Source organism: Streptomyces sp. NPDC006739 (assembly GCF_042869815.1).
Lineage (GTDB): Bacteria > Actinomycetota > Actinomycetes > Streptomycetales > Streptomycetaceae > Streptomyces.
This window is the reverse complement of the sequence record NZ_JBIAGM010000005.1, coordinates 15,915-30,051: the sequence shown is the minus strand read 5'-3', so window position 1 is coordinate 30,051 and position 14,137 is coordinate 15,915. Positions and strand designations below refer to the sequence as shown.

Below are 14,137 nucleotides of genomic sequence, written 5' to 3'. Positions count from 1 at the left end.
TTCCGTTCCGGGTGCCGGTCAGTTGAACGCCCCGAACGCCTTCGCGAAGGCGTTCGGGTCCTGGACGATCGAGCTGCAGGTGGCGTCGGCGGTGTTCTTGGCGCCGCCGGCGCACTGCCTGTCGCGGGCGGCCGACCACATGGACAGGCCGCCGAGGCCCTTGGACCGGGCGAAGTCCACCAGCTGGGTGGCGTCGTCGACCTTGAAGATCTCGGCGGAGACGTCGTTGACGCCGATCATCGGGGTGACGGCGACCGCCTTCCAGGCGGCGCTGTCGGACAGCCCGAGCACGCTCTTGACCTGGGCCTGGGTGGCGGTGGCGGCCTGGACGGCGTAGTCGCCCATGTCGCCGTTGTAGGAGGGGCCGTAGTCCATCGCCATGATGTTGACGGTGTCGGTCTTCACGCCGTTGGCCTTGGCGTCGGACAGGAGGTTCACGCCGTCCTGGGTGAGGCCCTCGGGCATCACGGGCAGGGTGAAGGAGACGTCAAGGCCCGGGTGCTGGGCCTGGAGCCTGGCGATGGCCTGGGCGCGGCGGGTGTTGGCGGCCGCGTCGGGCAGGGCGCCGCCCTCCACGTCGAAGTCGACCTTGGTGAGCTTGTAGGCGTCGATCGCCTTGCCGTACGCCGTGGCCAGCGCGTCCACCGAGGAACAGGTGGTGGCCAGTTCGGAGCCGGAGGCGCCGCCGAAGGAGACCCGGACGTCACCGCCCTTGGCGCGCAGTGCTCCGATCTGGGCGGCCACGGCGTCGTCGGTCAGGCCGGTCACCCCGCCCCACTTGGGGGTACAGCCGCCGCCGTCGGTGACGAAGGCCAGGTTGTAGTTCTTGACGCCGGTGGCGTCGGCGGCGGCGAGGAGGTCGAAGGCGGGGTAGAGGGAGGTGTCGACGTAGGGGGCGAAGCCGGCCGAGGCGGCGGTGCCGGTGCCCGTGCCGGTGCTCTGGGACGGGGTGGGGGTGGACGTCGGGGCCGGGGTCGTCGGGGTCGGCCTGGCGGTGGGCGTCGCGGTCGGGGCCGGCGTGGCCGGTACGGTCGGGCGCCCGCTCGGCTCCGGGGTCGCGGTGCCGTCGGCGGAACACTGCCCCCCGTCGATCCGGCAGCCGGCCGGGTCGCCGGTGCCGTCGACGACGAAGCCGACGGTGACCGACCTGCCGGGGGCGAGGCCCGCCGTGTCCCACTTGGCCGGCTTCACGGTGACGTGCTGCCCGCTGACGCTCGACTCGCCGTTCCACAGCGAGCCGAGCCTGGCACCGGCCGGCAGGTCGAACTCCAGCGTCCAGTCCTTCTCCGTCTGGGCGGTGTTGTTCGTGACGACGTACTGCGCGGTGTACCCGGTCGACCAGTCGCTGGTCTTCGTGTACGCGGCCCCCACCCCGGCCGCCTGGGCGATGCCGCTGAACACGACCGCGCCGCCACCGACCACGGCCGCCGCGACGAGACCGCCTATCACCTTGTTCCTGCCACTGATCCTGCGCCGGTGCGTGCTCATGCGCCTGCCTGCCTTCGCTGTTCAAGGGGTGGGGTGCGGCAGCACGCTAGCGAGCGGCAATCGGACAAACGGCCTGATGCGGACGGTCGTTGAGGATCTTAGGGTGCGCTTAAGGGAGGGATCGGGGGCGGTTAAAGGTAGAGACCAATGTGCCGCGGCGGCGTCGGCGCACGGATCCGCGATGGCCCCGTCTGACCGGTTCCCGGCCGTCCAGCTGGATCCAGACGCGGACCTCGGTCCCGCCGAGCACCGAGGAGCCGATCCGGACGTCCCCGCCGGTCGACTCGGCGAGCCGGCGCACGATGTCGAGCCCGAGACCGGTGGAGCCGTCGGCGCCCGAGCCCCGGCCGCGCGCCATCGCCGCCTCGGGGTCGGATATGCCGGGGCCCGCGTCGGAGACCAGCACGATCACGGCGTCCTCGCCGTTGTGGACGTCGACCGCGAAGGCGGTGCCCTCGGCGGTGTGCCGGAAGACGTTGCCGAGCAGCGCGTCGAGGGCCGCGGCCAGGTCCGCGCGGGCCACGGGTATCCGCACCGGCCGGTCGACGCCGGCCAGCCGCCACTTGCGGCCCTCGTCCTCGGCGAGCGCGGACCAGAACCCCATCCGCTCCCGGACCACCTCGGCCGCGTCGCATCCGGCGCCCGGACCCACGGCCGCCGTCTGCGGCTTGGCCTCGCGGGCCGTACGGATGATGGTGTCGACCTCGCGCTCCAGCTGGGCGACGGCGGCGCGGGTCTGTTCGGCGGCGGTCCCGTCGCCGAGGGAGGCCGCGTTGAGCCGCAGCACGGTCAGCGGGGTGCGCAGCCGGTGCGACAGGTCCGCCGCCAGCTCCCGCTCGTTCGCGAGGAGTTGGACGACCTGGTCGGCCATGGAGTTGAACGCGACTGCGGCCAGTCTCAGTTCGCTCGGGCCGTCCTCCGGCACCCGGGCGCCCAGCTTGCCCTCGCCCAGTTCGTGCGCGCCCTCGACCAGTCGCCGCGCGGGCCCGACCATCCGCACGCCGAGCCGGTCGGCGACCGCGACCGAGCCGACGATCAGCGCGATGCCGACGCCGGCCAGAACCGCCCAGGCCGTGCCGACGCCGTTGCTGACCTCGGACTCGGGGACGTAGACCTCGACGACCGCGATGGCGCCGGAGCTGAGCGCGACCGGCTGGAGCAGGGTGAAGCCGCCGGTGACCGCGGTGGTGGAGGCGCGGCCCAGCCGCCGTACGGTCTCGATGTCCTGGCCGGCCGCGCGCCGCCGGCCGAGGTCGACCGGGGCGTGGCCGTCGGCGGCGGGCAGGTGGACGGCCATCCCGGAGTCGGCGCCGGCGGAGGCCACCACGCGCTCCAGCTTGTCCCGGTCGGTGGTGATGGACAGGGCGGGGGCGACGGCGGCGGCCTCCCGTTCGGCGTTGGAGAAGGCGCGGTCGCGGGCCATCTCCCTGACGACCAGTCCGAGCGGCACGGCGAAGGCGACCACGACCATCGTGGTGACCGCCAGGCACACCTTGACCAGGGCCCATCTCATCGCACCGGCTCCGCTTCGCCCGGTCCCGGCGGCTCCAGCTTCACCCCGACACCGCGCAGGGTGTGCAGATAGCGCGGCCGGGCGGCGGTCTCCCCCAGTTTCCGGCGCAGCCACGACAGATGGACGTCGATGGTCTGGTCGTCGCCGTAGGACTGCTGCCAGACCTCGGCGAGGAGTTCCCGGCGCGGGACGACGACGCCGGGGCGGCCGGCCAGGAAGGCGAGCAGGTCGAACTCCCGGCGGGTCAGGTCGAGCCGGGCGCCGTCCAGTTCGGCCTGGCGGCGCAGCGGGTCGACGGTCAGGCCACCGACCCGCAGCACGCTGGAGGGCGGGGTGTCGGCGGCGGCGCGGGAGCGGCGCAGGACGGCGGCGATCCGGGCGGAGAGGTGCTCGACGGAGAACGGCTTGGTCAGGTAGTCGTCCGCCCCGGCGTTCAACAGCCGGACGATCTCCGTCTCGTCGTCCCGGGCGGTGGCGATGATGACGGGCACGTCGGTGATGCCGCGCAGCATCTTCAGGGCCTCGGAGCCGTCCAGGTCGGGCAGTCCGAGGTCCAGGATGACGACGTCGAAGCGGAGATGGGCGACCTCGCGCAACGCCTCCAGCGCCGTCCCCACGCTGCGCACGGTGTGCGAGGCGTCGGTCAGGTGCCGGATGAGCGCCGAGCGGACGAACTGGTCGTCCTCGACCACGAGCACACTTGCCATGCGCCGCACCGTACGCCATGTCGAACAACCCGGTGGGGGCCTGTGGATAACTCAGACGATGTGCAGACCGTGTGCGGCCGGTGGGACGGGTGAGGCAGGATGGCCCGCGATGCGCAGAGGACTGGTAGCCGTTCTGGCGTGGTCGCTCGCCACGGGCGCGGCGGTCACGCTGTCGTGGTGGGGCGTGCACACGGTGATGGCGGGCACGGCCTACGATCCGCCGCGCGCCCTGCCGGTCACGGCGTCCGGGGCGAGCGCGCAGGACTCCGCTCCGCCGGCCCCGCCGACGTCCCGGCCGCCCGCTCCCGCGACGTCGTCCGCGGACAAACCGTCCGCGACCGCGGCCCCGACGCCCTCGCACACCCCCGGCGCCGGCCCCGCGTCCTCCACGTCCGGTCAGGTCAGGGGCTACGACACCGACGGCGGGCGGGCGGTCTTCGACCTCGGCACGACGGGCGCGGCGCTCGTCTCGGCGACCCCGGGGACGGGCTGGTCGATGCAGGTGTGGAAGACGCAGACGTGGATCCGGGTGGAGTTCGCCAGGAGCACGGACCGGGTGTCGGTGTTCTGCGACTGGCACGACGGGCCGCCGCACGTGACGGTGGGCACGTACTGACGCCGGGCCGGCGGACGACGGGCGTCAGGACGGCCGGAGGCCAGAACGGCCGGACGCCAGGCGTCAGCGGAACACGGAGGGCGGCGGGGCCGGTGAGGCCACCGCCGCCGCGTCGTCCACCGGGGCGGCCCCGCCGGTGAAGTCGGTGAGCTGCCGGCCGTGCTCAACGCGGCCGGGGTGCGGGTCGGAGGCGGCCCGCCGGGTCAGTTCGGCGACCGGCAGCGGGGCGTCGGAGGCGACCAGCACCGCGTTGCCGAACCGCTTGCCGCGCAGCACGGCCGGGTCGGCGATCAGCGCGAACTCCCCGAAGCGGGCGGCGACGGTGGCTATCTGGCCGCGCAGATGGGCCAGTGGCGGGCCGTCGGCGAGGTTGGCGGCGTACACCCCGGCGGGTTTCAGGGCCCGGCGGACCTCGTCGAGGAACTCGGTGGAGGTGAGGTGCGCGGGGGTGCGGGCGCCGCTGAAGACGTCGGTGATGACCAGGTCGGCCCAGCCGTCCGGCACCTTGGCCAGCCCCGCGCGCGCGTCGAGGGAGCGCACCCTGATCCGGGCGGCCGGGTCCAGCGGCAGCCGGTGGCGGACCAGTTGGACCAGGGACGCGTCCCGCTCGACGACCTGCTGGGTGGAGCGGGGGCGGGTGGCGGCGACGTACCGGGCGAGGGTGAGGGCGCCGCCGCCGAGGTGCACGGCGTGCACCGGCCGGCCGGGCGGTGCGAGGAGGTCGATGACGTGGCCGAGCCGCCGCTGGTACTCGAAGGAGAGGTACGCGGGATCGTCGAGGTCGACGTGCGACTGGGGTGCCCCGTCGATGAGCAGGGTCCAGGCCCGGGTGCGGTCCGGGTCGGGGATGAGCTGCGCGAGCCCGCCGTCGACGGCCTCCACGACGGCTTCGGCGGCGGCCGGCCTGCGCCGGGTGTTCCTGGACTTGCCCATTGGGCCATTTTCGCAGGCGGCGACGGCAGGTGCCGTACCGGAAGGGACCGGTGGGCGGGCGCCGCCTCAGCTGCGGCTGTCCGCGGCCTCGATCATCCGGGCCGCCTCCCCGAGGGCCCGGCGCAGCACCGCCGGGTCCGTCGCGAGGTCGGCGTCGCCGGGCGGCACCAGCCAGTCCGAGCCCCCCGCCAGCGGCTCCGGGGCCAGACTCAGCCCCCGCCCGTGGGTCTCCGTACAGGTGCTGCCCGGCAGGTCCCAGGCGGCCGCCGTACCCGCCGGGACCACGAAGCCGAGGGTGTCGCACCCGTCGTCGTGCAGTACGGCGCCCACCGCGTCCCCGGCCCCGCGGCGCAGGATGTCGACCGCCTCCAGCCCCTGCCGGGCCGGAACCGTCACGAGGTCGCATGCCGGGTCGCACGCCGTCACCGACGACGGCGTACCAGGTTCGTTGCTCCGGCCGGTCTCCATGCCCATGAGCGCCTCCACCGCGCTGCCCTCTTGCAGTCCATGCTTGCAGTCCATGAGGGACAACGCCGTCCGGCGTCAACGGCTACGGCGCAAGTCAGCCGCAAAGGATGGCAGTTCATGGCAGATCACGTATGAGATATCCGGTTTGTAGCTAAACACTGCGTGGCGGGTCCGACACAGCAGGTACGTTCTTGCCCGCTGGAATCAGGGTGTCAACGCCCGGATCCGGCATGGTTCGACGGTTCGCACGAGAGGACCCGGCCATGGCGTCGTCAACCGTGACCTCGTCACAGCCCGATCGGCCCACGCGGCCGAACCTCGCCTTCCGGCAGCTTCGCGGCCGGCGCTCACCGGCCGAGTTCGCCGCCCTGGTGCGGCGGGCCGCCCGTGAGATCGGGGAGCGGGTGAGCTGTGACGCGCGCTACGTCGGCCGCGTCGAGGCGGGTGAGATCCGCTGCCCGAACTACGCGTACGAACGGGTGTTCCTGCATATGTTCCCCGGCCGCACGCTCGCCGACCTCGGCTTCGCGTCCCGCTCCTCCGTCCGCGGACGCGGGGCCCGGCCGGCCGGGGCGGCGCCCCCGGCGTACGCCACCGGTGAGACGCGGGGAGCCATCGAGCCGTATGACACCGAGGACCCGTACGACCCGCACGAGAACCACGAGGAGAGCGACGTGCTGCGTCGCGCATTCATGACCGGCGGAGGCGCCACGGTGGCCGCCGTCACGCTGAGCCCACTGGGGCTCACCATCGACGCCGCGGCGGCGCCGCGGCCGCTGCGGCGGGCCGGCTCGCCCGAGGCGGCGGCCCTGGAGGAGGCCGTCCGACGGATCCGGCTGCTCGACGACCGGCACGGCGCGGACGGACTGTACCGGCGCGCGGCGGCCCCACTGCGCGCCGCCTACGCGCTGCTGGACGCCGGCGCGACCCGGCAGACGACCGCCGACCGGCTGCACTCGGGCGCCGGTGAACTGGCCATCTCCGTGGGCTGGCTGGCCCATGACTCCGGCCGCTTCGACGACGCCCGCTCGCACTACGCGGAGGCCCTCGCCACCGCCCGCATGACCGGTGACCCGGGGCTGGAGGCGCACGCCTTCTGCAACACGGCGTTCCTGGCACGGGACGCGGGCCGTCCCCGCGAGGCGGTCCGCGCGGCCCAGGCCGCCCAGCGCGCCGCACGCCCCCTGGGCTCGCCCCGTCTGATGTCGCTGCTGGCGCTGCGCGAGGCCGGCGGCTGGGCCGGGCTCGCCGACCGCACCGGCTGCGAACAGGCCCTCGCGCGGGCCCAGGCCCTGTTCGCGCGAGGGCACTCGGACGCCGACCCCGAGTGGATGAGCTTCTACGGCGAGGCCGAGCTGGAGGGCCTCGAGGCGCAGTGCTGGTCGACGCTGGGCGACTGGACCCGCGCGGCCCGGCACGCGCGGCGGGCGGCCCAGCTCCAGGACCCGCACTTCACCCGCAACATCGCCCTGTACACGGCCGAACTGGCCGACGACCTCGCCCGTGGCGGCCACCCCGACGAGGCGGCCCTGGCCGGCCTGCACGTCCTGGACCTGCTGGACCAGGTCCAGTCCTCCCGCATCCAGACGATGCTGGCGGGAACGGCCCGGGTGCTGCTGCCGCACCGGCGGGCGTCGGGGGTGTCGGACTTCCTGGAGCGGCACGCCTCGCTGCCGCGCATGCTCTGAGGGCCGGCCCCGCCCGGCGGCTAACCGGCCAGGTGCCCGAGGTCGTTCCAGCTCTCTATCGCGGGCTCACCGTAGGCCCAGCCCAGCACCGAGAGGGACGTCGGGTTCAGACGTATCCGCGCCGCGAAGGACAACGGCAGCCCCAGCCAACGAGCCCCGATGGAGCGGAGGATGTGCCCGTGGGCGAAGACCAGCACGTCCCGCTCGGCGGACCGCGCCCATGCGACCACCTCGTCCGCGCGGGCGGTGACCTCGGCGAGCGACTCGCCGCCGGGGACGCCGTCCCGCCAGATCAGCCACCCCGGCCGCACGGCCTGGATCTCGGCGGGGGTCATCCCCTCGTAGGCGCCGTAGTCGAACTCCATCAGCGTGTCCCAGGCGGTCGCCCGCTCGCCGAACCCGGCCAGCTCGCACGTCTCACGCGCGCGTGCCAGCGGACTCGTCCGCACCTCCGCTCCCGCCAGCCCGTCCAGCGGAGGCCGGTGCAGCCGCTCCCCGAGCAGCTTGGCACCCCGCCGGCCCTCCTCCAGGAGCGGCACGTCGGTCCTGCCGGTGTGCTTTCCGGACAGCGACCACTGGGTCTGTCCGTGCCGGGCCAGCAGGATGCGCGGTGCCATGGGGAACCTTTCCGGGAGAGGAACGGGAGGGAGTCGGTAGAACGTCGGTGGAGCGTCGGTGGAGAAAACGAGGGGCGGGGCTCCCCCATCATCGCGCACCCTGGGCAAGGGCAACCCGCCGGGCGATCCCTGCGTCTTTGAGGGCTGGAGCACCCCGCCGGCGCGGGACACGTACGCCGTAAAGTGGCACGGTCGGCCCGCCGGGCGCCGCGCAGGAGAAGGGGGATGACGGTCGGATGCCGCAGACCGAGACACCGGGCACCGAGGTGTCCCCGCGAGCCCGGATCCGGCTGCGCTGGTGGACCGAGCTGCCGCTGATCATGCTGGTGTACGCCTGCTACTCGGCCGGCCGGCTGCTCGCCCGCGGCGACGTCTCCTCCGCCGTCGACCACGGCCTGGCGATCCTGCGCGCCGAGCAGTTCCTGCACATCAACGCCGAGCACCCGCTCAACCGCCTGTTCACCCGGGAGGCGTGGCTGGGGGTGCCGGCCGACTTCTGGTACGCGTCGCTGCACTACCTGGTCACCCCGGCGATCCTCATATGGCTGTTCCGCACCCGCCAGGAGATCTACCGGGCGGCCCGCACCTGGCTGATGACGTCCACGTTCATCGGCCTGATCGGCTTCACCCTGCTGCCCACCTGCCCGCCCCGGCTCCTCGCCGGGGGGCACGGCTTCGTGGACACGATGGCCCAGTACAGCTCGTACGGCTGGTGGGGCGCCGAGGCCAGCGCCCCGCGCGGCATGGGCGGTATGACGAACCAGTACGCGGCCATGCCGAGCCTGCACGTCGGCTGGGCCCTGTGGTGCGGCGTGATGCTGTGGCGGCACGGCGGCTCCCGCCCGGCGAAGGCGCTCGGCGTCGCCTACCCGCTGCTGACCGCGCTGGTGGTCATGGGCACCGCCAACCACTACCTGCTGGACGCGGTCGCGGGCGTCGCCGTGATGGGCGTCGGACTCCTGCTCGCGCCGTATGTGACGCGTGCCGCAGAGCTGGTGACGGCTCGCGCGACGGCGTCCGCACCGGTGGTCGCGGCCGGTTCGCGGGACGCTGGTTCCGCCGTTGTCAGTGGCGGATGCCAGACTTCCCCGGGTGAGCGAATTCCACGGCAGCGCGAGTCCCGACTCGCGTCCGCGGCCGAGCCGGACGTCTCTCCCACCGACGCGGGGGAAGGGGCTGCGGCAGCGGCTCGCTGAGCTGCGCGGCCCCGACGTACCGGCCAAGGCCCTGGACGCACGCGCCCTGGCGGCGCTCGCCGCCAACCCCGGGTGCCGCAGACGGGCCATCCTGGACAGCGCCGGCGTGGACAAGGCGGCGCTGGCGGGCGCGCTCGGGGCGCCGTCCGCGTTCGGCCAGTCGCAGTTCGCGCTGACCCGGGGCAACGCCTTCGAGGCCAAGGTGAAGGCGGACGGCGGCGCGGAACTGCTGCGTCTGGTGCACACCCGGCTGGACCCGGCCGCCGAGCCGCCCGCCGGGGCCGCGGTCCCCGACCTGTCCGCGATCGGCCCCGAGGGGCGTACGGCGCGTACGGCGCTGGCGCTGCGGGAGGCCGCCCGCGCGGGCGGCTGGACGCTGCTGGACCACCCGATGCTGGCGCTGGACGTCGCGGGCTCGCTCGCGTTCCTGGAGCCGGACGCGGTGGTGGTGCACCCGGACGGCAGTTGGACGGTCGTGGAGATCAAGTCCTTCCCGATGCTGGACGGTTCGGCCGACCCGGCGAAGGTGGGCGCGGCCGTGCGGCAGGCGGCGGTGTACGTGCTGGCCCTGGAGGAGGTCGCGGCCCGCCTCGGCGCGGACGGCGCGCCGCCCGCGCGGGTGCGGCACCGGGTGCTGCTGGTGTGCCCCAAGGACTTCTCCAACATGCCCACGGCCTCCGCCGTCGACGTCCGCAAGCAGCGCGCGGTCACCGCCCGCCAGCTGGCCCGGCTCACCCGGGTCGAGGACATCGCCGACACCCTGCCCGAGGGCACCTGCTTCGCCCCCGACCGGCCGGCCGAGGAGCTGACGGCGTCCGTCGAGGCGGTCCCGGCGACCTACGCGCCCGACTGTCTGTCCGCCTGCGAACTGGCCTTCCACTGCCGGGAACGCGCACGTGCGGAGGGCGCGGTGACCTCCCTCGGCCGCCCGCTCCGCGCCGAACTGGGCGCTCTGAGCACCGTCGAGGACGTCCTGTCGGCGGCCCGGGGCGAGACCGGCGACCCGGACGACCCCGCCGTGGCGGCCCTGCGCCGGGCGGCGGCCCTGCGCGCGGAGGCCCTCGCGGCCGGCGGCCGGGAGGTGGCCCCTTGTCGCTGATCACCACCCTCGCCCGGCTGGAGGCCGTCAGCACCGGCCGGGCCCAGCCGGCCGCGACCGTCCGGCACCGGCATCTGTCCGACCGGCCCCTGGTGTTCGTGCCGCTGACCACCGCCGGTGAGGCCGGCGCCCCGCTCGGCGCGCTCGTCGGCACCGACCGGGACGCCCCGCGCCTGCTGGTCGTCCCCCAGCCACGCGACCGTGACCTGCGGTTCGCGTTCCTCGCCGAACTCGCCGACGTGGTCCTGCCGTACATCGACGCCCACGCCGACGCCGTCGAGGCGGCCGAGCGCACCGAGACCGACCCGGAGACCGGCAAGCGGGTCAAGGTCGAGGTCGACCTGTGCGCGGACGCACCCCAGCTGATCGTGCCGAGCCGCGCGGGCCTGGAGTACGTACGGCTGCTCGGGCGCTCCATGCGGTTCCGGCGCACCGCCGAGCAGGACCCCGAGGCGCCCTACCCGGCGCCGCCCCGGGTGCCGTTGCTCGGGCGGTGGCTGACCCACTTCGGGGAGCGGGCCCGGGTGCCGGGCTCCTCCCTCCTGCTCGCCCTCACGGACGTGCTGTCCCGGCACTGGGCCACCGGCCAGTCCGGCGTCGAGGACCAGCACCTGGGGGCGCTGCTCGCCTGGATCGATCCGCCCGGGGGCAGCACGGGCGCCGAGGCGGCGCGCCGGGCGGAGCTGGCGCGGGACGAGGGCGGCCAGCTGCTGTGGCCGCCGGCCGGTCCCGCCACCGACCCGGCGTTCGACAACAAGCTGCTGGCCCCCGCCTTCGAACGCTACGACCGGGCCCGTACCGCGCTCGCCGCCGCCGAGGACGGGCTGGAGGCCGACGACCGCCTCGGCGCGCTCACCGCGGCCGAGCGGGAGATCCGCGCCCTGGTGGACAGCCGTACCCGGCCCACCTGGGACGCCGTGTGGCGCGGCCTCGACCTGCTCAAGACGCTGCCGGAGGGCGGGCACGTCGAGGAGCGGTGGACGCGGGACCGCTGGTCGTTCACCGGCCACCGCGACCGGGTGCTCGCCGGTGAACCCCCGCAGCCGCGCCGCGACGACGCGGTCACCGCCGCGAACAAGCTCGCCACGCGCGAGCGCGAACAGGCCCGGCTGGAGGCGCAGGAGGCGCTCGACGACCCGCTGGTGATGGCCGGACGGCGGCTCGCCGGGGAGGCGTTCGCGGGCGAGGTCACCGAAGTCGTCATGGCGTACACGGAGGCGAAGCGGCCGAGTCCGCGCCCGCTGGTGACGGTGCGCACGCAGGACCGGCCGCACCTCGGGCAGCGGGCGAAGGTGTACCGCTCGCTGGGCGGCAGGCCGCAGTCGGCGGAGTTCGCCGGGTACGACGGCGAAGGCGTCCTGGTGCTGCGGATCCTCGACAAGATGGGCCGGGGCAAGGAGCCCGAGGCCGGTTCCGTGCCCGAGAAGGGGGACCGGCTCTGCTTCACCCTGTTCGAACACGAGCAGCGGGGCGGGGCGAAACTGCCCGGTCCCGAGGAGACGCCGTGGACGCACGGCGGCCCGCCGGGCGAGGCGGTGCACGAGGCCGCCGATCCCCTCACCCGGGAGGACATCCTGTGACGACCGTCGACTTCGACCCGGGAGCCGCGGCCTCCCGCGCCACCGACGCGATCCTGCACGACACCCTGTACGGCACCGACCGGGGCGTGGTCGTCGACTCCCCGCCGGGCGCGGGCAAGTCCACCCTGGTGGTCCGCGCGGCGCTCGAACTCGCCGACGCCGGGCGCCCGCTCATGGTGATCGCGCAGACCAACGCCCAGGTCGACGACCTGGTCCTCAGGCTCGCCGAGAAGAACCCCGAGCTGCCGGTGGGCCGTCTGCACAGCAGCGACGCCGACCCGTACGACAAGGCGCTGGACGACCTGCCGAACGTCCGCAAGTCCGCGAAGGCGGCCGAGCTGACCGGCATCCCGGTCGTCCTGTCCACCGCCGCGAAGTGGGCGCACGTCAAGGTGGACGAGCCGTGGCGGCACGCGATCGTCGACGAGGCGTACCAGATGCGCTCGGACGCGCTGCTGGCCGTGGCGGGCCTGTTCGAGCGGGCGCTGTTCGTGGGCGATCCGGGCCAGCTGGACCCCTTCGCGATCGTGGGCAGCGAGCAGTGGGCGGGACTGTCGTACGACCCCTCGGCCTCGGCGGTCAGCACGCTCCTGGCCCACAACCCGGACCTGCCCCAGCACCGCCTCCCGGTCTCCTGGCGGCTGCCCGCCTCGGCGGCACCGCTGGTCTCCGACGCGTTCTACCCCTACACCCCCTTCCGCAGCGGCACCGGCCCCGGCGACCGCCGGCTGTCCTTCGCGGTCCCCTCGGACGGCTCGGGCCCGGACCGGGTGATCGACGAGGCGGCGGCCTCCGGCTGGGGCCTGCTGGAGCTGCCCGCCCGGCACACCCCGCGCACGGATCCGGAGGCGGTGCGGGCGGTGGCGGCGGTGGTACGACGGCTGCTGGACCGGGGCGGCGCGGCGATCTCGGAGCGCTCGCCGGAGCCGTCCCCGCTGACCGCCGACCGCATCGCCGTGGGCACGGCCCACCGGGACCAGGCCGCGGCGGTCCGCGCGGCGCTGGCCGACGTGGGCGTGGCGGACGTCACCGTCGACACGGCGAACCGTCTGCAGGGCCGGGAGTACGACGTCACGGTCGTCCTCCACCCGCTCTCCGGCCGCCCCGACGCCACCGCCTTCCACCTGGAGACGGGCCGCCTGTGCGTCCTGGCGTCCCGCCACCGCCAGGCCTGCATCATGATCTGCCGAGCCGGGGTGACCGACCTCCTGGACGACTACCCCTCGACGGAACCGGTCCAGCTGGGCACCCTCGTGAAGTTCCCGGACGGCTGGGAGGCCAACCACGCGGTACTGGCCCACCTGACCGAACACCGGGTGGCTTGGCGCCCCTGACCACCACCCCCGGCACCTGCCCGGCCCGCGATCGGCCACACCACCCCCACCCGCCGGACGGAGTCCGGCACGCCGCCCCAGGCGGCCGAACGACACAGCCCGGACGGCTGGGAGGCCAACCACGCAGTACTGACCCACCTGACCGAACACCAAGTCCCCTGGCACCCCTGACCACCACCCCGGCACCTGCCCGGCCCGCGATCGGCCACACCACCCCCACCCGCCGGACGGAGTCCGGCACGCCGCCCCAGGCGGCCGAACGACACAGCCCGGACGGCTGGGAGGCCAACCACGCAGTACTGACCCACCTGACCGAACACCGGGTGGCTTGGTGCCCCTGGCCCGCGGCGGGCTGTGGGAAGCCGTCGGGGGCGGGGGCGGTGTCGGGTGATCGGGCCGTAGCCCGAGACCCTGTTGCGTCGGCGCGAGAGAATGGACCGTGGCCGCCGGAAGGCGGTGCCCGTCGAACGAACCGTACGTGGAGAGGACGAGACATGGCGGAGCCCACGCCGCGTCGGAACGAACCGCGGCTACGCCCCGCGCCCCTGCTCTTCGAGCCCGTGGAAGCGGTCGCCGATCCCGAGCACTTCTTCGACCTGGAGTCGATCGAGGATCCGCGGGCGCTGCTGGCGCGGGCCACCGAGCTGACCCAGGCGTTCCGCGCGGCCACCGACCGGGCGGTGGAGTTCCAGGCCATCGCCGCGGCCCAGCTCGCCGACCCGCGCCGGTTCGACCGGCTGACCGCGGCGGACATCGCCGAGCGGGCCGAGTGGACCGAGGACTACGCGAAGAAGATGGTCGAGTTCGGCCGGGACCTGATGAAGGGGGCCGGCGCGGAGGGCCCGGGCTCCGCCGATCCGGTCTGATCACCGACTGGCATATGCCAGGCGGGCAAGAT

Annotated in this window: 13 protein-coding genes; 7 read left to right on the top strand and 6 right to left on the bottom strand. The window is 74.5% G+C overall.

The window, feature by feature from the left end; genetic code table 11:
* Positions 1 to 18: 18 nt before the first annotated feature.
* From ACFYMM_RS12555 to ACFYMM_RS12545, 3 genes are all read right to left on the bottom strand, one after another.
* A complete protein-coding gene (locus ACFYMM_RS12555; RefSeq protein ID WP_388385831.1) occupies positions 19 to 1,488 on the bottom strand; it encodes a cellulose binding domain-containing protein in 1,470 nt (489 codons plus the stop codon).
* Positions 1,489 to 1,597: 109 nt separating this feature from the next.
* Positions 1,598 to 3,001 (bottom strand): sensor histidine kinase, encoded by a 1,404-nt coding sequence (locus ACFYMM_RS12550; RefSeq protein ID WP_388385830.1) that lies wholly within the window; start codon positions 2,999 to 3,001, stop codon positions 1,598 to 1,600.
* Entirely contained in the window at positions 2,998 to 3,708 is a 711-nt protein-coding gene (locus ACFYMM_RS12545) for a response regulator transcription factor (RefSeq protein WP_388385829.1), read from the bottom strand. Before ACFYMM_RS12545 ends, ACFYMM_RS12550 begins: the two co-directional genes overlap by 4 nt.
* Before the next feature lie 109 nt (positions 3,709 to 3,817).
* Between ACFYMM_RS12545 and ACFYMM_RS12540 the strand changes: the two genes are divergently transcribed.
* Entirely contained in the window at positions 3,818 to 4,324 is a 507-nt protein-coding gene (locus tag ACFYMM_RS12540) for a hypothetical protein (protein ID WP_388385828.1), read from the top strand.
* A gap of 63 nt (positions 4,325 to 4,387) precedes the next feature.
* Here ACFYMM_RS12540 and ACFYMM_RS12535 read toward each other — a convergent pair whose 3' ends face one another.
* On the bottom strand, positions 4,388 to 5,257 hold the full coding sequence (locus tag ACFYMM_RS12535; protein WP_388385827.1) for a spermidine synthase: 870 nt from the start codon (positions 5,255 to 5,257) through the stop codon (positions 4,388 to 4,390).
* Between the two features lie 66 nt (positions 5,258 to 5,323).
* Positions 5,324 to 5,725 (bottom strand): hypothetical protein, encoded by a 402-nt coding sequence (locus tag ACFYMM_RS12530; protein WP_388386218.1) that lies wholly within the window; start codon positions 5,723 to 5,725, stop codon positions 5,324 to 5,326.
* A 263-nt stretch (positions 5,726 to 5,988) separates the two neighbouring features.
* Here ACFYMM_RS12530 and ACFYMM_RS12525 point away from each other — a divergent pair, with 263 nt between their 5' ends.
* Complete coding sequence (locus tag ACFYMM_RS12525) at positions 5,989 to 7,413, top strand: hypothetical protein (RefSeq protein ID WP_388385826.1); 1,425 nt, start codon at positions 5,989 to 5,991, stop codon at positions 7,411 to 7,413.
* Between the two features lie 20 nt (positions 7,414 to 7,433).
* On the opposite strand, the gene ACFYMM_RS12520 is transcribed toward ACFYMM_RS12525, so the two are convergent.
* On the bottom strand, positions 7,434 to 8,030 hold the full coding sequence (locus tag ACFYMM_RS12520; protein WP_388385825.1) for a histidine phosphatase family protein: 597 nt from the start codon (positions 8,028 to 8,030) through the stop codon (positions 7,434 to 7,436).
* Between the two features lie 236 nt (positions 8,031 to 8,266).
* On the opposite strand from ACFYMM_RS12520, the gene ACFYMM_RS12515 reads away from it, so the two are divergent.
* From ACFYMM_RS12515 to ACFYMM_RS12495, 5 genes are all read left to right on the top strand, one after another.
* Positions 8,267 to 9,226, top strand: a complete 960-nt coding sequence (locus ACFYMM_RS12515; protein ID WP_388385824.1) for a phosphatase PAP2 family protein — start codon at positions 8,267 to 8,269, stop codon at positions 9,224 to 9,226.
* The gene (locus tag ACFYMM_RS12510; RefSeq protein ID WP_388386217.1) at positions 9,207 to 10,325 is read left to right on the top strand and encodes a hypothetical protein; all 1,119 of its coding nucleotides are present in this window, start codon (positions 9,207 to 9,209) and stop codon (positions 10,323 to 10,325) included. Before ACFYMM_RS12515 ends, ACFYMM_RS12510 begins: the two co-directional genes overlap by 20 nt.
* Complete coding sequence (locus ACFYMM_RS12505; protein WP_388385823.1) at positions 10,316 to 11,905, top strand: hypothetical protein; 1,590 nt, start codon at positions 10,316 to 10,318, stop codon at positions 11,903 to 11,905. The genes ACFYMM_RS12510 and ACFYMM_RS12505 overlap by 10 nt, the downstream gene beginning before the upstream one ends.
* A complete protein-coding gene (locus tag ACFYMM_RS12500) occupies positions 11,902 to 13,239 on the top strand; it encodes an AAA domain-containing protein (protein WP_388385822.1) in 1,338 nt (445 codons plus the stop codon). Before ACFYMM_RS12505 ends, ACFYMM_RS12500 begins: the two co-directional genes overlap by 4 nt.
* Before the next feature lie 494 nt (positions 13,240 to 13,733).
* On the top strand, positions 13,734 to 14,105 hold the full coding sequence (locus ACFYMM_RS12495; protein WP_388385821.1) for a hypothetical protein: 372 nt from the start codon (positions 13,734 to 13,736) through the stop codon (positions 14,103 to 14,105).
* The last annotated feature ends 32 nt before the right edge of the window (positions 14,106 to 14,137 follow it).